Raw genomic sequence first — 20,795 nt, 5'->3', positions numbered from 1 at the left:
GTGTCGTAATTCAGGTGCATCCCCCCGCATTCCTTCCTCATTTGATGCTTTTTTATCTTTGGACAACCTTAACGCTGACAGCAAAGTGCGCATAGCATCGCCTCCCGTGCCGCAAGATAACTCATATAAAACAAAAGTTTGTAACGACTGAAAAAATTTCGGAGGTCTGTACAACCATGGATTTTTTGGTATCATTGGTTAAGAAGAATTTAATTAGCGTTGTTCTCCCGTCTGCGCTTTTTTGCATATTTCAGGCAGGCACGACCTGCGCCTCACCCCTTCCGCAGGTGACGCCGCTGAGCCTCGTGACGGAAGGGGTCAGCTCTCCCATCAGGGTTGCAATTGACCAGCAGGGGAACCTGTACCTGGCCGACCCCCGGGGGGGCGGGTTGTTGAAATACAGCAGCTCCGGCAAGCTTTTGCAGGTCATCAAGACCGCTAAATCACCCCAGGGGGTGGCCTTGACGCCGGACGGGAACCTGGTCGTAACCCAAGGTAATTATGCGGCAGTCGTCGACAAAAACGGCGTGGAAATCAGCCGTCTGGGGATCGGGACCGGCCAGTTCAAAATGGCCAATGGTGTAACGACAGACTCTGCCGGCTTTATCTATGTGGTTGACAGTCTCGACAACTGTGTTCAGGTTTTCAACACAAAGGGCGCCCCGATCGTCATGGCCTCCGCTGCTCTCGGCAAGCCTGCCAACAGTTTCGGTTCGTTCGGGAATCTTCCCGGCCAGTTCTCGGTTCCGGCCGGCATAACCTATGAGAAGAGTTCGAACCAGTTGGCGGTTGCCGATACCCTGAACGGCCGGGTGCAGTTTTTCAGTCTTCAAGGCATTTATCAGAAATCACTGGGTTCTTACGGGTCAGGTCCGCTGAAATTCACGTCGCCGCAGGCGGTTGTCTTCGAATACACCAAAGACCCGGTTCCTGCGGTAAAGAGAATCTATGTGGTTGATGTCTTCCAGAGTAACCTACAGGCAATCGACCCTCAGGGAGGCGGCGCCTTTCTTAATTTTGTCGGAAGTTATGGGGCGAACAACGGACAACTGATGGCTCCTTCGGACGCTGTTTTCGACGCCTCCAACAGCAGACTGATCGTTGCCAACGGATACGGCAATCTGACGGTATACGGAATAGGCGATGCCGCAGGAACAAGCCCGGGTGCAACCCAGCTTGTTCTGACCTTGAACCCTGTTCCCACGAGCACCAACGTACCGAATCTTACTATCGGCGGGAACGTAAGCGCGGGGGCGACCGTCACCGTGGCCGGCGACGTTGCAGCCATAGGCGGCAAGGCGACCGTTACGGGAACTACCTGGAGTTATACTGTTTCCGGTCTCGTGCCCGGAGTGAATGGTATTACTGTGACAGCTACGGATGCTTCCGGCAATGTGACAAAGAAAACAGCATCCGTTACCTTCGATGTGGCCGCACCGAAACTTGTCATCAACCCGGTAACAGCTCTGACCAATATCAACAGTCAGACCATCAGCGGCACCATCAATAATGGCGCAACGGTCAGCATCGGATCCAATACCGGCGCCGTGGCCGGGACCGTTGTCTACCCGACCGCAACTTCCTGGAAATGCGATATATCCGGGCTCGTTCCCGGTGACAACAAGATCACGGTAACAGCGGCTAAAACCGGAGGAGGGAGCACCTCGGAAAGCGTCGTCATCGTCCTGGACGATACTCCGCCGACACTTGCCGTTTCAGCCCTTGCCGATGGCATTACGACTTCTCTTCAGGTGCAGAATATTGTGGGAAGCGTTGTGGACGACCACTTTGACCGGGTAGCGGTTAATAGTCAGCCGGCAATGGTTGTAAATGGGGCATTCAGCATGCCGGTGATTCTCAACAACGGCGCCAATAGCATAACCGTTGTTGCGAAGGACCTGGCGGGCAACATGACTACCGACAGGAGAACCATTGTTTTCGATGCAACAAGGCCGCTATTTACGGTCGTCTCGCCTGTCGACGGCTCCGTCACGAGTGCCGGTACTCTGACTGTCAGCGGTACAGCGGGCGTCAACAACACAGTGCTCGTGAACGGGGTAACTGCCCAGGTGAGCGAGGGTAACTGGAGCGCATTGGTAAACCTGGCTCCGGGCATCAATACTATCGAGATAAAGGTGACCGACTTGAGCGGCGCGAGTTCTGCCATGAAAAGAACAATCACATGCAAACCTGCCGGGCCGGAGGTAGCAGTAACGGTTCCCGGTCAGGATTTCGCCACGAGCCAGGGGAATCTGAACATAAGCGGGACCGCATCCAGCGGCGCTGCACTGACGGCCTCAATCAACGGGGTCGAGAGACCGGTAGCTCCCAGCAACGGCGCTTACGGTTTTACGGTGGATTTGCCGACGGAAGGCGTTTACACAGTGGCTGTCAAGGCGACCGACAATGCCGGCAATGTCGCCACCACATTCCGTAACGTCATCTACGACACGACCCTGCCGCGGTTAACGATGAGTCCTGTTTCCGGTCCTATGCCGACTCATATCGGCGGGACAATGGAACCTGATGCGGTCTTGTCGGCCAAGGACAAGACCGGCAACGTCGGAACGTTGAGTGCGACGAGCGGCACGTGGAGCCTGGATCTGACCGGCGCAAGCTATGATCCGTCAACGCTCGTCATAACGGCGACCGATGCCGCCGGGAACAAGAGCACGAAAACACTGGCCTCTGCGGCAAACGTCCCCGACGGCGACCTGGATGGCAACGGCAAAGTGGACATCGTAGACGCCCTCAGGGCACTGCAAATCTCTGCCGGGCTTCTGACCCAGACCGACAACGACCTTCTTCACGGAGATGTTGCACCGTTGATCGACGGTAAACCGTCGCCCGATGGAGTAATCGACGTGGGCGATGCGTTGGTGATCCTGCGCAAAGCAGTCGGCCTGGTCAATTGGTAGAAATATCCCGGGCAGGGGTGTTACGGAAACACCCCTGCAGAAGTTACCCCCCTTTGAGAAAGGGGGGCAAGGGGGGATTTTCCTGGCTGCGATGAAAGGCAAATCCCCCTAAATCCCCCTTTCATAAAGGGGGACTTGATCTTTCAGAAGATTGGTACTAATCGGCTTTCATTGTTACAAAAGGTGACGCGCTATGAAAATTACTAAACTTTTCGGCCTGACATTTTCTCTTATCGTCGCCTCGACGATATGGGGCTGCGGTGGCGGAGGTGGCGGAACTCCCGCACCCCCCGCCACGGTGGTAAGCGGAGTAGCCGCAAAGGGGTTGATCAACGGAGGAACGGTGAACGTCTTTGCCGTGGACCAGAGCGGCGCAGTCGGCGCTGTACCCATAGGGACTGGATCGACCAACGCTGACGGGAGCTATAGCGTAAGTGTAGGTCCCTATTCGGGAGCCCTCCTCGTTCGGGTGACCGGAGGGACATACAAGGACGAGTCTGCTTCGTCATCCGCCTCCCCCGTTCCCCTGCCGATGCCGCTGAGGGCGGCAGTTGCCGGTGCGAGCGGGAACGTCTCCGTATCCGTCACGCCGATCACCGAACTTGCCGTGGTGAAGGCGGGTGACACGTCCCTGCCGCCAACCGCGATCACGTCGGCCAATGCATTGGTGACGGATTTGTTCATGGTGGACATCATCGCAACCAAGCCGGTTGAACCATCTGCAACTGCCTTTGCCGCTGCAAGCCAGTCCCAGAAGGACTACACCATCCTTCTGGCCGGAATTTCCCAATTGGCAAGGACGTCGGGCGGATTGCAGGCCGCATTGGCCCCATTGAGCAATGACATCAATAACGCAGGCAACCTTTCGGTTGCATCCGCCACCGCCCTGACGGATGCAGTGACCGCGTTCCTCTCCGGTCCGAACAACCAGACCGGCGTAACCGACATCAACCAGACGAATCTTGCCGGCATCGGCGGCCTCAGTGCGGTCGTCAAGCTGAGCACCGTCGGCACCCTCTCTCCCGGCACCCTCATCGGAGGGCTGGAGGCGACATTCAGCCTTCCCACCGGCGTGACATTGAGGGCCGACTTCTCCAACGGTCAACCCCTTGCCGGGGTCGTAACCGCGTCGGGTGCAGCGGCGACCGGGTCGTTTGTTGCCGCAAAATACGTACCCGCATCTGGTGCAGTCCCGGGCACGGTGACGTTGGCCCTCATCAGCTCTTCGGGTTTCGGCGTGGGTGAATTCGTGACCATAAACTGCGATGTGGCTGCCGGGGTTAACGTCCCCACTCCATCCCAATTCGTTGTGATTTCTTTCGGGCCTGTCGTTGACCAGAACGGCGCCCCCATCAGCGGTCTTACACCCGCCCTGACGGTCATGTGATGCAGGAGGAGGCATGAAAACCGGTCTGACGACGGACCAAGCTTGAGAAACTGTTGGATCGAACGTTTCCGTCACGCCCTGCGTGACGGAAACGGGTTCTTGTAATTGCCAGTCTTTACCCTGATGCAATAAATTCGAAAAGCCTGCAAAGATGGTATCGCCATTGGCCCTTCCATGCAGATAGCTGAAGTATTTGTGCTCCCGGGAGTTTGGCATGAAAAGATCAGTCGTTTACCAGCTTCTTGCCGCTATCCTCGTGGTACTCTTCCCAGTCGGGGTTTTGGCAGTCGATCCGCCCCACGATCCGAGCAACGGCTATACCTGTTCAACTTGTCATACGATTCAGGAAACCCTGGGCAGCGCGGGCCTGATTAACGTCTGCCTTACCTGCCACAGGCCGGGGATCGCCAAGGGGGGAAAGAAGCCTTTTACCCCGGTTGATGCCGCCGATCCTTTCCATACCTTTCCGACGGTACGGACCGGAGTCTTATATCAGACCTCCCATAACTGGGTCGGCTCCGACAACCTTCCCGCAGCGGGTGCGCTTCCGCCTTTGAGTCAGGCGCTGAATTCCGGCGCTTCCGGCCCCCTCATGACGGTCGGTACGATCGCCTGTTCACGCTGTCATAATCCCCATCTTCAAATCTTCCGACCGTTCCTCCGCATGGCAAATGACAGGGACCAGATGTGCCTTGACTGCCACCGGGTCAGAAACACCATCGACCATACCGTCGGCACCCATCCGGTCAACTTCAATTACACGAGCGCCGCTTCGCTCGTGAAAATCAAGCCGGCGGAATTCAACAACCCGCCGCTCAACAGCAACCCCTCCAACCCAACCTCTGCCATGAAGCTCGCGGGCGGAACGGTCCTCTGTACAACCTGTCACGGTGTCCATTATGCCGATTCCGACAGCTCGACCTTTGACGGCTATTCCACATACAACAAGCTCAAACCTTCCGCCGGTTACCTGCTGCGCACTGATTTGCGAGGGGCAACGGCGGCTGCCCCCAACATCTGCACCAACTGCCATATCAAGCAGAATCACAATGGCAGGAGCCAGAATGTCCAGTGCGCCGACTGCCACGCCGGCCACGTGGACCTGGCAGACGGGACCGTTGCCAATACATATCTGGTCAGGCGGTATATGAACGTGTCCACCGCTTCCGGCTCGGTGAGGAACCGAAAGGTGCTGTTCCAATACACCTCGGTTACGGCCGGAAATTACAAGGATGCGAACGGTACCGGCGTCTGCCAGGCCTGCCATGCGGTCCCGACCGGCGGCAGCTACCCGTCGGAGCACAGCCTCGCTACGGCACCGGCCGGCGTCTGCAACGGCTGTCATTTCCATAACAATCCGACGGGCGCTTTTTCGGCAGTAGCAGGGGGATGCACCTCATGTCACGGATATCCGCCGAAGAGCAACACGCCGGCGGGGCCTGACGGATATGCGGCGGCTTACAGCACCCGGCCGTCGTTCAGCGACGAATCGCGGACGCCCCACGCAAGCCATGCCGGCGGGGCGCCGAACAGTTATGCCTGCAACGAGTGTCACAAGGGGAATACCCATAACTCGGGGACGTTTCAGGATGTCTTCATGGACAAGAGCGGCATTGTCGCCGGACCGGGCGCCGCATATGATCCGGCCGCCAGATCGTGCAACACGGTCTACTGTCACAGCAACGGCGCGCCGCGGGGCGGCACGCTGACTTATCAGACGGTCGTCTGGCCGAACGGCAAGGGGACCATAGCCGGCGTTGTTGGAGAATGCGGCATGTGTCACGAGGCTTTACCGACCAGCAACGTGCACGGCAAGCACCTGAGCCGGGGGTACGGCTGCATCTCCTGTCATGCCGCGACTGTTGCAAGCAATACGACCATCTCCGACATGACCAGGCATGTTGATGGCGTTAAAACGGTCGTGTTCAGTACTGCCGATCCATTGACGTCCGCCACGGTCTGGAACGAGGCAGCCGCAACCTGTACCGGCGGCAAGTGTCACAGCGACGGTAGCGGTGGTGCTCCATTAACGGCCCCGAACTGGCTCAACGCCGCAAGCGGGGCCTGCGGTTCATGCCATGCCGCGGTCCCGGCAACCAATGCCCATAACGCCCACTTCACCACCCCCTACGGTCCGAATTTCGGCACGCTCTACCCCTCGGTCTGCCAGAATTGCCATGTCTATACGACCGATACCGCCCCCACCCATGTCAACGGCACTGTCGATGCGGTTGCCGGCGCCGGTTCCGCCTGCGCCAACTGCCACCCGGCGGCCATTCCTCCATGGACGATTGCAACCCGCCTTGTCTGCACCTCCTGCCATGCCGCACTCCCCTCCGTGCTTCCCAATGGCGTGGCTGCGCCTTATAAGGCGAACTTCGGCGTGACCGGTCACGGCCGGTTTCCCGCCAGCAACCAGTGCACCTCCTGCCATGACCAGGACAGTCCGCACATCTCCGGCAAGCTGGGGGGTTACAAACGACTTTCACTCCCCGACGACAACAGTCTCTGCGCCTCCTGTCATAACGACGCCGGCAAAGTGCCGACACCCGCCAGACAGAAGATGGTCTCCCACGTGCTCGTCAAGGGGGGAGCCGCCGTGAGCGACTGTAAATCGTGTCACGATATCCATGGCACGACAAACCTCTCCATGGTCAAGACCTCCATCAACGGCAAAGTCATCAGCTTCACCAGCCTGTCGAGCGGATTCGTCAAAACCGTTCCCCCGTTCGACGGGCTTTGCCAGGCCTGTCACACGGCAACCAACCACTACCGGGCGGGCCAGGCGCCGGACGGCCACCCGACCGGGTTCTGCCTGTCATGCCACAACCACAAGGCTGCTTTCGCCTTCCAACCCAGCGGCGCCTGTGATACCTGTCACGGATATCCGCCGGCGTCGGTCGGTTTCGTCGGTACCCATGGGAATTACTCCAGCGCCAGGGCCGAGGATTATCCGGGAGGGGGGGGCGCCCACCTCTTCCCGCGCCACGTGAAGAAAACGGCGCGTCCATCGGAAGGATGGGCCAACTGTGCCCAATGCCACAGCCACGGCTCGCTCAGTCCCGCCACGCACACCATGGTGCTGCCGGTTACGCCGAGCAGGATCACCATCGACGTGGCGGACCGTTACAAGTTCAATCCGTTGCTGCAACTGGGGCCGGGGTGGTACAGCGGCATCCTCCTCGACGGCGGGGCCAATGCGACCGGCAGCTGTACCAACGTGAAGTGCCACTTCAAGCCGTCCAAGAAATGGAGCACCGTGAAATAAGGGAGCAGCAATCCGAACCTGAAAGTCAACGCCGCATGATCTGTAAACTTATACGATAAACGAACAGCACATCGTAAGGAGGCGGACATGAGAATGACACATGGCATGGGATATGTGCAGAGACCTGTTTTGACGATCTTCTTTGCCCTGGGAGCTTTGCTGGTTTCCTCGGCCCCGGCTGAGGCGGCTTCCACCTGCTCCGACTGTCATGGCATGCCACCCATTGATGCGCTCTACCGCAACGTCACCACCGGCGGTTTCAGGGGGAGCCACCAGACCCACCAGCCGGCAGTTGCCCTGCCTTCCAACTGCGAGATCTGTCACACCGGGAGCCGCACCTACACCGAGGACCACATGGACGAGGTGATCGAGCTGTCTTCCAACATCTTCAACTCGCCTGCCACAGCCACCTACAGCAAAGGGGTATTCTTCAACCAGACCACCATCCCCGTGATGGGGACCTGTTCCAATGTCAACTGCCACTTCGAAGCGGTCACCCCGCCGTGGGCGTCAGCGCCACTCACGTCCCCCACCGGGTGCAGCACCTGCCACAGCGCCCCACCGGGCGACGGCAACCATCCGTCCCTGAGCGGGCCGGGCAAGAAGCATGGCGACTATTACGGGGCCGGCGCAGGCTCCTGCATAAAATGCCATGCGGACCATACAGCGGAAGCCAAGCCCTTCGCCCACGCCACCAGCGTTGGTAAAAGGGGTCTCATCATCGTATTCGGCGCCCCACCCAACAGCGGCGGCAGCTATTCGGGCAACGTGACATATCCCGGCTACCTGCCGAGCCGGAATCCGCTCCGCAACGGGACCTGTTCGTCCCTGTACTGCCACAGCGACGGCATCGGCGGCGCACCCAAAACCGCCGCGGTCTGGGGGAGCACGCTCCCTGCGGACTGCTCCGGCTGCCATGGCGGGAACGCCTCGGCGGCCACGGTCATTGCCAGCGGCCTGCACCCCAAGCACATCAACCAGACTGCCTTCCTCGGCACCAACCTGGAGTGCGCCCGCTGCCACAGCAGCACCGTCAGCGTGGGGAACGACCGGTTGATCACCGGGATTGCCAGCCACGTGGATGGAAGCAAAACAGTGGCATTTGTCGGCGGCGGGACCTATAACGCCGGGACCAAGACCTGTTCAGCCACCACCTGTCATAGCGCAGGCAAAGCGACCGCCCCGCAACCAGTCGCGCCCGCCTGGACCGGCGCCGCCATTGGGTGCAACGGCTGCCACGGCGCTTCCACCACAACCGGCGCGCCCGACTACGCAAATGCCGGCGCTGCCGCAGTCCTGGCCAACAGCCATCCCAAGCATGTGACGTCAGCCGCCGACTGCGCCACCTGCCACAACGGCACGACCAGCACCGGCGCGGCCATCGCGGCAGGCTCGGTACTCCATAACAACGGCGCCATCGACGTGACCTTCAACAGCGCCAAGGCGGGGAGCGGCGCCACCTGGGCCGCCGGGACCAAGAGCTGTTCGGCCACCTCCTGCCACGGGACCAGTGCGCCGGTATGGGGGGGGACGCTCCCGACCGACTGCACCGGTTGCCACGGCGGCGACAGCACCAGCGCCAGTGCCATTGCAACGGGTAAACATACCGCCCATGTCAACAACCCCACAATTCTCGGGCTCGGCAACAATTTCGGCTGTGTCGAATGTCACGCCAAGACCGTGAGCGCCAACCGGACCATATCCAACCCGGCCAACCATAATAACGGATTCGTGGATTATTCCGGCGCAAAAGCCCGTGGCAGTGCGAATTACAATGCCTCCACCAAACTCTGCACCAACCTCTACTGTCATAGTAACGGCAATCCGGGCAGCCTGGTGTCCGTCAACCCGCCTGCCTGGAGCAGCACTGCGACCATGGGGTGTAACGGCTGCCACGGCACTTCCACCACAACCGGCGCACCGGACTATGCCAATGGCGGAGCCGGGACTACGACCGCAAACAGCCATCCGAAGCACGTTGCCGGGGCAGGCATAATCGACACCAGGGGGTGCGCAAACTGCCATGCCAAGACCGTCAGCCAGACCAGAGCCGGGGCGTTCAAGGACTACACCGCCGGCAGTTACCACCTGAACAGAACGCCGAACGTGATCTTCAAGCCGATAGGGGGGAGCACCGGCAGCTGGAACGGCTCCACCTGTTCCGCCACATACTGTCACGGTGCGGCGGCCTCGGCGCCATGGGGGGCGCCGTCGCTGGCCTGCAACGCGTGCCATTCCGCCAACAACGCCCTTCCAGGCGCCCACGGCATCCACTATGCCGGCACGGCGCTGCCGACCAGATTCGTCAACTTCTCCGGCAACGTGAGCAGCGCAACCGCCTATCGCTTCACCTGTTCGTCCTGCCACGCTTCAGGCGCGGGCAAGGCCACCCATGCCGGAGGGCCTGCCAATGCGGTGGGGGCAGCCGAAGTGTTTTACGGCTTTACCACCAACACCCGCAAGGGGAGCTACACCTATGGCACTACCCAAGGTACCGACAACGGTTTCAAATGGACCAACGGCGGCGGTGGATGCAACACGACCTACTGTCACAGCAACGGCCAGGGGAGCAACGGCCTCACGGCGGTATCATGGTCAACCACCGCCGGCAGCGGCACCTGCGTACAATGCCACGACACCAAGCAGACCGGTGCGACCGCAACCCGGCTTTCCGGCAAGCACGACAAGCACATGAACCCGGCCGGCAACCCGATCATTGGACTCGGCAACGGTCTCAACTGCATCGACTGCCACGCCAGGACGGCTGCCGGCAACACCACCATCAGCGACAAAAGCAGGCATATCAATAAATTTATCGACTACACCGGCGCGAGGGCCGGGGGGAACGCAAAATACAACCGCAGCACCAGGCAGTGCTTCTCTATCTACTGCCACAGCAACGGCAATCCGGGAGCAATCGTCTACGCCAACCCGGCTGCCTGGAACTCCGCTATCACCTATGGCTGCAACGGCTGCCACGGCACCAGCTCCGCCATCGGCGCACCTGATTATGCCAACGGGGGAGCGGGCAGTGCGACCGCGAACAGCCACTCAAAACACGTCGCCGGTGCAGCCGACACCACCGTCTGCTCGAACTGCCACGTGAAGAGCGCGAGCATGACCGCCGCCGGCAAGTTCAAGGACTACTCGGCTGTTTCGTACCACCTGAACGGCACGCCGAACGTCTACTTCAACGCAGCCAAAGCCGGGACGACGGCCACGTGGGCTGCCGGGACCTGCAACAACGTCGCCTGTCACGGCGGCAATCCAGTCCAGTGGGGCGTTACAGCAGTCAACTGCCAGGATTGCCACGGCAACGCGGCAAGCGCCTCGGTGTCCGATTTCGGCGCCACCTTCTGGAACAACGGCTCCGTCTCCAAGTTCAAGATGACCGGCACCGGGTCGTGGGCGGACAACGGTCACGGCCGCCCGACCGCGTCCGGCAACTACGCCGGCTCCGGCAACCCGCCGGCCAACTTCACCGGCGTCGCCAGCTACTGCGAATGGTGTCACGACTCGACCATCGCCCATTATGTTTCCACCAACCCGTTCCGTCTGCGCAACCTGGCGGACGCCACCTGGGGTAAAAACGGCGTCTGCATGCTCTGCCACGCCTTGGGATCTGCGGGGGTGACGGTCGGCGGCGTGAGCCGGAACGCTTCCAGCGCCGGCAAGGTCGGCTCCTCCCACTTTGGCGCAAAACACACCAGCACCCTTTCCGGCGGGCAATACTGCTGGGACTGCCACGAACCGCACGGCACCGGCAATACCAACCAGCTCATGATCCGCTCTCTGGTGGCGGTGGCCTCCTCTGCGGCCACGGGCGCTCCGACGACCCAGAGCTCCCAGAGCGTAACCTTCACGCTGTCGGCGACCCCGACCGGCACCGACTACGCGGACAGTGCGGCCCCCTTCAACGGCGTCTGCAATGCCTGCCATACCACGACCAATCACTACACCCAGACGAGCGGCGACGGGCACAACGCCGGCGTCCGCTGCACCAGTTGTCATAGCCATACGGGAGGTTCGACCATCGACGCATTCAGGCCGACTGCCGATTGCGACGCGTGTCACGGATATCCGCCTGCTCCCGCCGGTTTCGTCGGCACCCATGGGAATTACTCCAGCGCCAGGGCCGAGGATTATCCGGGAGGGGGGGGCGCCCACCTCTTCCCGCGCCATGTGAAGAAAACGGCACGTCCTTCGGAAGGATGGGCCAATTGTACCCCATGCCACGGCAACGGTTCGTTCAGTCCCGCCACGCACACCATGCTGCTGCCGATTGCACCGAGCAAGATCACCATCGATTTGGCGGACCGTTATAAATTCAATCCGTTGCTGCCACTGGGACCGAACCAGTACAGCGGCGTCCTCCTCGACGGCGGGGCCAATGCGACCGGCAGCTGTTTCAACGTGAGGTGCCACTTCAAGGCGTCCAAGAAATGGAGCACCGTAAAATAAAGGGATAGAAATGCGCCTGAAGCCGGAACAAAAGGATTTTTGCTTCCGGCTTCGGGCCGATTCGCAAGGAGACGCAGATGAGAGCGGCATACGGCATGGGATATGTGCAGAGACCTGTTTTGACGATCTTCTTTGTCCTGGGAGTTTTGCTGGTTGCCTCGGCCCCGGTTGAGGCGGCTTCCACCTGCTCCGACTGTCACGGCATGCCCCCCATCGATGCGCTCTACCGCAACATCACCACCGGCGGTTTCAGAGGGAGCCATAGAACCCACCAGCCGGCAGTTGCCCTGCCTTCCAACTGCGAGATCTGTCACACCGGGAGCCGCACCTACACCGAGGACCACATGAACGGCGTGATCGAGCTGTCTTCCAACATCTACAACTCGCCTGCCACAGCCACCTACAGCAAAGGGGTGTTCTTCAACCAGACTTCCGTTCCCGTGATGGGAACCTGTTCCAAGGTCAACTGCCACTTCGAAGCGGTTACCACTCCGTGGGCGTCAGCGCCGCTCACGTCCCCTGCCGGGTGCAGCACCTGCCACAGCGCCCCTCCGGGCGACGGCAACCATCCGTCCCTGAGCGGGCCGGGCAAGAAGCATGGCGACTATTACGGGACCGGCGCAGGCTCCTGCATAAAATGCCATGCGGACCACACAGCGGAAGCCAAGCCCTTCGCCCACGCCACCAGCGTTGGTAAAAGGGGTCTCATCATCGTATTCGGCGCCCCACCCAACAGCGGCGGCAGCTATTCGGGCAACGTGACATATCCCGGCTACCTGCCGAGCCGGAATCCGCTCCGCAACGGGACCTGTTCGTCCCTGTACTGCCACAGCGACGGCATCGGCGGCGCACCCAAAACCGCCGCGGTCTGGGGGAGCACGCTCCCTGCGGACTGCTCCGGCTGCCATGGCGGGAACGCCTCGGCGGCCACGGTCATTGCCAGCGGCCTGCACCCCAAGCACATCAACCAGACTGCCTTCCTCGGCACCAACCTGGAGTGCGCCCGCTGCCACAGCAGCACCGTCAGCGTGGGGAACGACCGGTTGATCACCGGGATTGCCAGCCACGTGGATGGAAGCAAAACAGTGGCATTTGTCGGCGGCGGGACCTATAACGCCGGGACCAAGACCTGTTCAGCCACCACCTGTCATAGCGCAGGCAAAGCGACCGCCCCGCAACCAGTCGCGCCCGCCTGGACCGGCGCCGCCATTGGGTGCAACGGCTGCCACGGCGCTTCCACCACAACCGGCGCGCCCGACTACGCAAATGCCGGCGCTGCCGCAGTCCTGGCCAACAGCCATCCCAAGCATGTGACGTCAGCCGCCGACTGCGCCACCTGCCACAACGGCACGACCAGCACCGGCGCGGCCATCGCGGCAGGCTCGGTACTCCATAACAACGGCGCCATCGACGTGACCTTCAACAGCGCCAAGGCGGGGAGCGGCGCCACCTGGGCCGCCGGGACCAAGAGCTGTTCGGCCACTTCCTGCCACGGCGGCAATCCAGTCCTGTGGGGCACAACAGCCGTCTACTGCCAGGATTGCCACGGCAACGCGGCAAGCGCCTCGGTGTCCGATTTCGGCGCCACCTTCTGGAACAACGGCGCCATCTCCAAGTTCAAGATGACCGGCACCGGGTCGTGGGCGGACAACGGTCACGGCCGTCCGACCGCGTCCGGCAACTATCCCGGCTCCGGCAACCCGCCGGCCAACTTCACCGGCGTCGCCAGCTACTGCGAATGGTGCCACGACTCGACCATAGCCCATAATGTTTCCACCAACCCGTTCCGTCTGCGCAACCTGGCGGACGCCTCCTGGGGTAAAAACGGCGCCTGCATGCTCTGCCACGCCGCGGGCTCTGCGGGTGTGACGGTCGGCGGAGCGAGCCGGAACGCTTCCAGCGCCGGCAAGGTCGGCTCCTCCCACTTTGGCGCAAAACACACCAGCACCCTTTCCGGTGGTCGATACTGCTGGGACTGCCACGAACCGCACGGCACCGGCAATGCCAACCGGTTCATGGTACGCTCTCTGGTGGCGGTGGCTTCCGATGCGGCCACGGGAGCCCCGACGACCCAGAGCTCCCAGAGCGTAACCTTCACGCTGTCGGCGACCCCGACGGGCACCGACTATGCGAAGAGCGCGGCCCCCTTCAACGGCATCTGCAACGCCTGTCATACCACGACCAACCACTATACCCAGACGAGCGGCGACGGGCACAACGCCGGCATTCGCTGCACCAGCTGCCACAGCCATACGGGAAGTTCGACCATCGACGCATTCAAGCCGAGCGGCGGCCACAGCTTCCCCTATACCGGAGCAGCGCACATGTCGGCGGCAGGAGCTTCTCCATTCTCAGGCTGCGTGACGAGCGGCTGCCACACCAACGGCAAAACGACCGGCTACCCCTATCCTCCGACTGCCGGTACGCCGCCCGACTGCCAGGGATGCCACACCAAAGCTGCACCGAAAGGGAGCCCGACGACCGGCTGCTATTCCTGCCACGGCAGCAGCACGAACGCCGGCCGGCCAATCGGCACCACTTTCCCTGACGTGGGCGGCCTGCACACCGATCATCATGGCAGCATCGCATGCACCAGCTGCCACGGTACAGCAGGCCACGGGCAATCCACTCACGGGCCGAGCAACAGGACGCTGCACAACGATGCGAACGTGATTATACAAATGCCCAGCGGCTTTACCTACACCCGTTCGGGAAAAGGGGACGGTCACGGCACCTGCAACGGCAGCTGCGGCGGTGAGAATCATAGCAACTATTCGTGGTGATGGTGGTTCGGAACCCGGGTTTATCTGTCAGGTGGAGGATGCGAAGATGCGTGCGTTAGTCTATGGAGCGATGGCAACTGTGGTGGTGGGGCTGAGCCTGCTGGCCGCGGGGTGCGGCGGCAACGACTCGTGGTCGGGAGGGCCGGTAGGGTGGGCGGTGGGCAAGCCGGATGCCGGCTACGGCGTGATCCTGCACACCACCGACGGCGGCCGGACCTGGGTGCGGCAAGGCTCGCCCGCGGAGATTCCCAACGTGGAGATTGATGACGTCACGGCAGTGGACAACCTCACCGCCTGGGCAGTGGGTGGCGCGGAGAACCTCGGCGTGATCCTGTACACGAGCGACGGCGGACGCACCTGGAACCGGCAGACGGTTCCCCCCGATGCGGGGAAGGAGTTGTCCGGCATCAAGGCCGTCAGCCCCAGCGAGGCTTGGGCCTGCGGCTCCGGCGGCGTTATCCTGCACACCACCGACGCCGGCCGGACCTGGGTGAAGCAGAACACCCCGGCTATTCCTCCATCGAACTTCCAGCGGCTGGACGCGGTCGGTTCCGGGGCGGTCTGGGTCGTCGGCGACAAAGGCGGCACCGACTATCCGGTGGTGGAGTACAGTACCGACCGGGGCGCCCACTGGACGCGGCAGGGCGGGCCGGGCATCTTCTCCGACCACCTGATTGACGTTAGCGCCCTCAGTCCCATTTCCGCCTGGGCTGTAGGCGGCACACCCCTCAACCCCCCCGGCCAAGTCGTCTGTCGCACCCTCGACGGCAGCACCTGGACCCAGGTCATATCCCTCGATCCCGGCGACGCCAACGGTGTCTGCGCGGTGAACTCGTCCACCGTCTGGGTGGTTACCGATTTCGACGGCATTCACAAGACCACCGATGGCGGCGCAACCTGGACCAAGCAGACCGTGCCCCGGACCGGCTTCTACCTGTTGGGCGTGACCGCGACAGATGAGCGGCAGGCGTGGGTGGTCGGCGGGGGCACCGAAAACCGGGGCATCATCCTGCACACCACGGATGGCGGGGCTACCTGGACGGAGCAAGCCTTCCCGACAGAGGCCTGGCTGCGGCGGGTATCCTTCGTCGGGGCGCGCCGGTAGCCCCGGCGCCAACTCCAGGCCGAGCCCGCAAGGTTGATCGATATTGCCCCAACGGTCCTTATGCTCGCTGGAATCCAGCCTGTGGGTTGGTCCTGAGAGGGCCGAAGACGCAACCATGGTCTTGAGAGTTTTAAGAAAAAATATGAAAGGAGGATTTCATGCGTAAATGTTTATTTGTCATGGCGCTTCTTGTTGTAATCGGAACGGCAGTCCCTTCGGTTGGGCAATTCGTAAGCACTGAACATACAAACCCAACGAGCGTAAAAGCAGTATTACAAAACCCTGTGGATGATATGTGGGTTACATTGAGGGGGCATATTCTCAAGAAAATATCCCACGACAAGTATATTTTTGCTGATAGTACCGGTCAAATCACAATAGATGTAGACGACAAGTATTTTCCTTACGGAACCCCCATAAACCCTACTACACTTGTTGAAATAACAGGTGAAATCGACAAGGAATTTATGTCCTCTCCCGAGGTCGATGTGAAGAAAATAATCGTTGTTTCCCCTGCAGGAACGAACACCTCACCTCCGAGTGGTTTTCAAGAGAGTAAGTAGAATACACCCCATCCAATCACAATCTCTATTGAAATCCCTTCATAAAAACCGTATTATCCAGCCCACAATAAGACAAAATCCGGTATTAATATCCAAGTAGACCGTGAGGGGGAGGGGTCGTGTGGTCGTCCTAATCTACACCCGCCGCAGCAGTGCAACGCGAATCATATCAATGAGGAAAGCCAATGAAAGAGAAAAAGAAATCTATAAAAAGCGACTTGAAGAGACTCGACGCCATTAAGGACGAGGATATTGATTATTCGGATATACCTGAACTGGGTGACGAGTTTTTTGAAAAAGCACTTGTATTACCTCCAGCGAAAAAGCTCATTGCTATTCGCCTTGATGCTGATGTTATCGACTGGCTGAAAAAGGAAGGAAGAGGCTACCAGACAAGGGCTAATAAGCTTCTCCGTGCTGTCATGGAACAACAGCAGCACAAACAACGCCATCGACGAGCTGGGGGAATGAAGTAAAGAGGAATAGCATGAACTGGAACTATATTGGCCCTTGCCGTGATAAAAAAGGAATAATCCATATCACGTTTGATAAGGAGCATATCGATGAAGAACCTGCGATACTTTCTGTTTCTGATTCTCCTGCTGGCGCCGACACTCACCTTTTCCGCTGATCTGAAACGGATACCGGCCGCCTCCCGCATTACCGCCGTAACTGTGTTTCCCGACCGCGCCCTGACCTTGCGCACTGCTTCTCACAACCTCAAGCCCGGCAATTATCTGATCACTTTCGACAGCCTTCCCACGCTGATTCAGGACGATTCGGTACGGGTGGAAGGCAAGGGGAGCGCCGGGGCGACAATCGTGGGACTGGAGGTCAAACGGGCCTTTCTTGAGCAGAGCGGCGAGACGCGGGTGAAGGAGCTTGACGAGGAAATCCGCGCTCTGGAGCAACGTTCCGGTGCGCTGGACGCCAAAAAGGCCGGCCTGTCTTCACAGGGAGCGTTTCTTCAATCGATCCGTGTCGCCTGGGGAGACCGCATCTCCAAGGAACTGGCAATCGGCCGCCCCACTGCGGCGGAACTGCAGGACGCCGCCGGCTTTGTCGGCACGGGTGTCACCAGGATTGAGGAACAGAACCTTGCGATCGAGACGGAAAAGAAGAGCATCCGGGACAAGATCGATGCCCTGCGCCGCCAGCGGGATGAATCGACAGGTTCGCGCCGGAAAGAAACCAAAATCGTAGAGGTGATGCTGGATGTGGCCCGTGAGGGAAACCTGACGCTCGACCTTGCTACGGTTATTCCACAGGCAGGCTGGGTCCCCTCCTATGATGTCCGTCTGGCCGCAGACGCCAAAACTGCCGAGTTGACCTTCCGGGCTATGGTGCGCCAGCAGACCGGCGAGGACTGGAACAATGTGGACCTGACCCTTTCCACCGCCCGGCCCGCTGCCGGCGGCGCTCCCCCGGAATTGTTCCCCTGGCGCATATCATTTTTACGCCCGCAGCCGCTATTGGAGGCGCAGAGGGTGTATGAAGCTGCCCCAGCTGCACCGGTCGTGGGTTTTATAGCGAAAAAGGGACGTCGGATATACACAGACAGTGGTCTGGTAGAAGATAAACGTGCCGAAGAGGCGCCTGCTGAGTTTGAGACTGCCCAGATGAGTGAAGAGCAATCCTCCGTTGCCTTTCACATTCCACGTCCGCTTGATGTCCCTTCCGACGGCACACAGCACGGCAGCGTCGTTGCCATCGAACAACTGCCGGTCAGCTTGGAGTTCATGGCGATTCCGAAACTCTCGCCATATGTGTTTCTCAAGTCCGAGATCGTCAACCGGGCCGCCTACCCGCTCCTGCCGGGCAAGGTCAACACCTTTACCGGCAACACCTACACCGGCAGCTCGCAATTGAAGAAGGTCGCCGTCGGAGAGAAGTTCGACCTCTTCTTCGGTACGGACGATCAGGTGACGGTCAAGCGCGAAGAGCTGAAACAGCACAAGGAAGCCGGAATGTTCGGCAACAGCCGCGTCAGCTACCGTTACCGCATCGAACTGGTCAATTTCCGCAAGGAGCCGGTGACTGTCATCCTTCGCGACCAGTTGCCGCTGGCGGGTGACGAAGAGATAAAGGTCTCCCTGGATGACCCGTCCATCAAGCCGGATGAGTTCGGGACCGACGGCAAGGTCACCTGGAAAATTCCGCTCAAAGCGGGTGAGAAGAAGGATCTGACCTTCGGCATTCTGGTGGAGTACCCCAAGGATCGCGAGATAACCGGATTATAGTAGAATTGAGGGCGACATTGATCACTTGCCAGACCTTTTAACGGGTGCTATCATTGGTGCTATAAAAGGCACTGTTAAGGAGAAGCTATGCAAACATCTACCAAGTTTTCCGAAGATATCGTCCCGTTAAGCGATATGAAGGTTAATCCCGGTCGAGTTGTCAATCAGGTCGATAAGACTCATAGACCGGTGCTCCTGACCAACAGGGGGCGAGGCGTTGCCGTTGTCCAGTCACTTAAGGATTACGAGACGGAAGTTGAAGAGCGGGCGTTCCTGCGTGGCGTAGTCCAGGGCTTGATGGACCTGGAAGAGGGGCGGGAAATGAAGCTTTCAGATGTCAAAAAACATCTCGGCTTGGGTTGAAACCATGCCGCGGAATCAGCAAATCACATTCGCTGCATCGGCAGTGAAGGATCTTGAAGAAATACTGGAGTGGTATGCTGAACAGCAAGTTCCGGACGTGGGCGAACGACTGCTGGGAGAAGTGGTTTCTCAGGTGGAACGACTTACCGACTACCCTGAAAGCGGTCGCATTGTGCCTGAGTTTGGGGTTGCTCATTTGAGAGAGATTGTATATCCACCTTTTCGTATAATTTATCGGCTCGATGACATCCGGATTCGCATTGTCCGCGTTTGGCGCAGCGAACGTCTGCTCAAGATGCCTTAGCCACTTTACTTTCAGGCGGTAAATGATGGCGAAAAATATCAAGAAGAGATCAATCAAGAGCGGTCTCCCCCCCGGCACCCTCGTCCACATCGGCGAGAAGAGCGACCGGGAAATCAAGATCACCGTCATGGATTACCATGCCGGAGGCTGCGAGGAAAAGGAGATCAAGGCCCTTAAGGAGTGCTTCTATTACTCCGACACCTCCATCGTCAGTTGGATCGACGTGGAGGGCCTCCACGAGATCGAGATCGTCCAGCAGGTGGGGGATTGTCAGGGTCTCCACCCCCTTGTTCTGGAGGACATCCTCAACACCGACCAGCGCCCGAAGGTGGAGGATTACGGTGATTACCTCTACATTGTTCTGAAAATGCTGCGCAACGAGGAAGGGGGGGGAATCGTCACCGAGCAGGTGAGCCTCATTCTCGGGAGCAACTTCGTCATTTCTTTCCAGGAAGGAATGGAGGGGGACGTTTTCAACCCGATCAGGGAGCGTCTCAGGAGCGGTAAAGGGAGGATCAGGGAGATGGGGACCGACTATCTCGCCTATGCCCTTATGGACGCCATTGTCGACAACTATTTCGTGGTCCTGGAACGGGTGGGGGAGCGTATCGAGGAACTGGAGGACGAGGTGGTGACCGATCCGCGCCCAGAGACGGTGCGGAAAATTCACCAGCTGAAGCGGGAGGTGATTTTCCTGCGCAAGGCGGTCTGGCCGCTCCGCGAGGTGATAGGCGCCCTCGAGCGCCGGGAATCCAAGCTCATCAGTGAAACTGTCGTGGTCTACCTGCGTGACCTATACGACCATGCCATCCAAGTGATCGACACCGTCGAGGCGAGCCGAGACATGCTGGCGGGAATGCTCGATGTCTATCTTTCGAGCATCAGCAACCGGATGAACGAGATCATGAAATTCCTCACCATCATCGGCACCATCTTCATCCCCCTTACCTTCATCGCCGGGGTCTACGGGATGAACTTCCAGCTCATGCCCGAGCTTCACTGGCAGTGGGGGTATTTCGCCTGCCTCTTCCTGATGCTCACGGTCGCTGTTTTTCTCCTCTTCTATTTCAAACGAAAGAAGTGGCTGTAGCTAAGACCGGGAGAGGGCATAATTCCATCAAGCAACTGAGTCCCACCGGCTAAATTTTGCCGATGTCATTCGGCATCGAATGTTTTCAACCCTTGTTACGCCCTGAGTAGTCACCGATCTGGTGATGGTCTTCTACCTCAAACTCCCCATCGTACTGTCTAGTATCACAAGGTTCCCCTGATCCTGCGAGCCCGTCACAATTTTGATTTATCCTACAATCCTAGAAAAAGCAGTTCATTACCGCAAAGCCGCAAAGTTCGCAAAGAAATCAAAGAGTTAATAAACAGCCTGTGATCACCTTTTGGGTAAGAAG

At 59.6% G+C, this 20,795-nt stretch carries 12 protein-coding genes; all 12 read left to right on the top strand.

From position 1 onward, the window contains the following. The first annotated feature begins 176 nt into the window (after window positions 1-176). The 12 genes from GURA_RS17480 (at window position 177) to corA (ending at window position 20,482) form a co-directional block, all read left to right on the top strand. Window positions 177-2,918 carry an Ig-like domain-containing protein gene (locus tag GURA_RS17480; protein WP_011940247.1) on the top strand — a complete coding sequence of 914 codons (2,742 nt, stop codon included), beginning with the start codon at window positions 177-179 and terminating at the stop codon, window positions 2,916-2,918. 193 nt (window positions 2,919-3,111) lie between these two features. Then, window positions 3,112-4,305, top strand: coding sequence for a hypothetical protein (locus GURA_RS17475; RefSeq protein WP_011940246.1), 1,194 nt, complete (start codon window positions 3,112-3,114; stop codon window positions 4,303-4,305). Window positions 4,306-4,519: 214 nt separating this feature from the next. Then, entirely contained in the window at window positions 4,520-7,573 is a 3,054-nt protein-coding gene (locus GURA_RS17470) for a cytochrome c3 family protein (protein WP_011940245.1), read from the top strand. 87 nt (window positions 7,574-7,660) lie between these two features. Continuing rightward, the gene (locus GURA_RS23030; protein ID WP_011940244.1) at window positions 7,661-12,034 is read left to right on the top strand and encodes a CxxxxCH/CxxCH domain c-type cytochrome; all 4,374 of its coding nucleotides are present in this window, start codon (window positions 7,661-7,663) and stop codon (window positions 12,032-12,034) included. A 77-nt stretch (window positions 12,035-12,111) separates the two neighbouring features. Continuing rightward, on the top strand, window positions 12,112-14,817 hold the full coding sequence (locus GURA_RS23025; RefSeq protein WP_011940243.1) for a CxxxxCH/CxxCH domain c-type cytochrome: 2,706 nt from the start codon (window positions 12,112-12,114) through the stop codon (window positions 14,815-14,817). 46 nt (window positions 14,818-14,863) lie between these two features. Continuing rightward, on the top strand, window positions 14,864-15,922 hold the full coding sequence (locus GURA_RS17455; protein ID WP_011940242.1) for a WD40/YVTN/BNR-like repeat-containing protein: 1,059 nt from the start codon (window positions 14,864-14,866) through the stop codon (window positions 15,920-15,922). 158 nt (window positions 15,923-16,080) lie between these two features. Continuing rightward, window positions 16,081-16,485 carry a YgiW/YdeI family stress tolerance OB fold protein gene (locus GURA_RS17450; protein ID WP_011940241.1) on the top strand — a complete coding sequence of 135 codons (405 nt, stop codon included), beginning with the start codon at window positions 16,081-16,083 and terminating at the stop codon, window positions 16,483-16,485. Window positions 16,486-16,670: 185 nt separating this feature from the next. After that, on the top strand, window positions 16,671-16,961 hold the full coding sequence (locus GURA_RS17445; RefSeq protein ID WP_011940240.1) for a BrnA antitoxin family protein: 291 nt from the start codon (window positions 16,671-16,673) through the stop codon (window positions 16,959-16,961). Window positions 16,962-17,048: 87 nt separating this feature from the next. Continuing rightward, window positions 17,049-18,725, top strand: a complete 1,677-nt coding sequence (locus tag GURA_RS17440) for a DUF4139 domain-containing protein (RefSeq protein WP_011940239.1) — start codon at window positions 17,049-17,051, stop codon at window positions 18,723-18,725. An 87-nt stretch (window positions 18,726-18,812) separates the two neighbouring features. Beyond that, window positions 18,813-19,088: a type II toxin-antitoxin system Phd/YefM family antitoxin gene (locus GURA_RS17435; protein ID WP_011940238.1), complete on the top strand. Its 276-nt coding sequence runs from the start codon at window positions 18,813-18,815 to the stop codon at window positions 19,086-19,088. Then, window positions 19,060-19,392, top strand: coding sequence for a type II toxin-antitoxin system RelE/ParE family toxin (locus tag GURA_RS17430; RefSeq protein ID WP_232278934.1), 333 nt, complete (start codon window positions 19,060-19,062; stop codon window positions 19,390-19,392). Before GURA_RS17435 ends, GURA_RS17430 begins: the two co-directional genes overlap by 29 nt. A gap of 25 nt (window positions 19,393-19,417) precedes the next feature. After that, window positions 19,418-20,482, top strand: coding sequence for a magnesium/cobalt transporter CorA (gene corA, locus GURA_RS17425; RefSeq protein ID WP_041245530.1), 1,065 nt, complete (start codon window positions 19,418-19,420; stop codon window positions 20,480-20,482). Window positions 20,483-20,795 lie beyond the last annotated feature (313 nt).

It is taken from the genome of Geotalea uraniireducens Rf4 (assembly GCF_000016745.1).
GTDB classification, from domain to species: Bacteria; Desulfobacterota; Desulfuromonadia; order Geobacterales; family Geobacteraceae; genus Geotalea; species Geotalea uraniireducens.
Note: the sequence above shows the minus strand (reverse complement) of the source record. Positions and strands in the feature narration are given on the sequence as shown.

What these genes read in the sequence shown, in the direction of transcription:
- GURA_RS17440 (WP_011940239.1), top strand. Translation starts at nt 17,049, where the DNA reads ATGAAGAACCTGCGATACTTTCTGTTTCTGATTCTCCTGCTGGCGCCG.
- GURA_RS17455 (WP_011940242.1), top strand. Translation starts at nt 14,864, where the DNA reads ATGCGTGCGTTAGTCTATGGAGCGATGGCAACTGTGGTGGTGGGGCTG.
- GURA_RS17475 (WP_011940246.1), top strand. Translation starts at nt 3,112, where the DNA reads ATGAAAATTACTAAACTTTTCGGCCTGACATTTTCTCTTATCGTCGCC.
- GURA_RS17470 (WP_011940245.1), top strand. Translation starts at nt 4,520, where the DNA reads ATGAAAAGATCAGTCGTTTACCAGCTTCTTGCCGCTATCCTCGTGGTA.
- corA (WP_041245530.1), top strand. Translation starts at nt 19,418, where the DNA reads ATGGCGAAAAATATCAAGAAGAGATCAATCAAGAGCGGTCTCCCCCCC.
- GURA_RS17445 (WP_011940240.1), top strand. Translation starts at nt 16,671, where the DNA reads ATGAAAGAGAAAAAGAAATCTATAAAAAGCGACTTGAAGAGACTCGAC.
- GURA_RS17435 (WP_011940238.1), top strand. Translation starts at nt 18,813, where the DNA reads ATGCAAACATCTACCAAGTTTTCCGAAGATATCGTCCCGTTAAGCGAT.
- GURA_RS23030 (WP_011940244.1), top strand. Translation starts at nt 7,661, where the DNA reads ATGAGAATGACACATGGCATGGGATATGTGCAGAGACCTGTTTTGACG.
- GURA_RS17480 (WP_011940247.1), top strand. Translation starts at nt 177, where the DNA reads ATGGATTTTTTGGTATCATTGGTTAAGAAGAATTTAATTAGCGTTGTT.
- GURA_RS23025 (WP_011940243.1), top strand. Translation starts at nt 12,112, where the DNA reads ATGAGAGCGGCATACGGCATGGGATATGTGCAGAGACCTGTTTTGACG.
- GURA_RS17430 (WP_232278934.1), top strand. Translation starts at nt 19,060, where the DNA reads ATGTCAAAAAACATCTCGGCTTGGGTTGAAACCATGCCGCGGAATCAG.
- GURA_RS17450 (WP_011940241.1), top strand. Translation starts at nt 16,081, where the DNA reads ATGCGTAAATGTTTATTTGTCATGGCGCTTCTTGTTGTAATCGGAACG.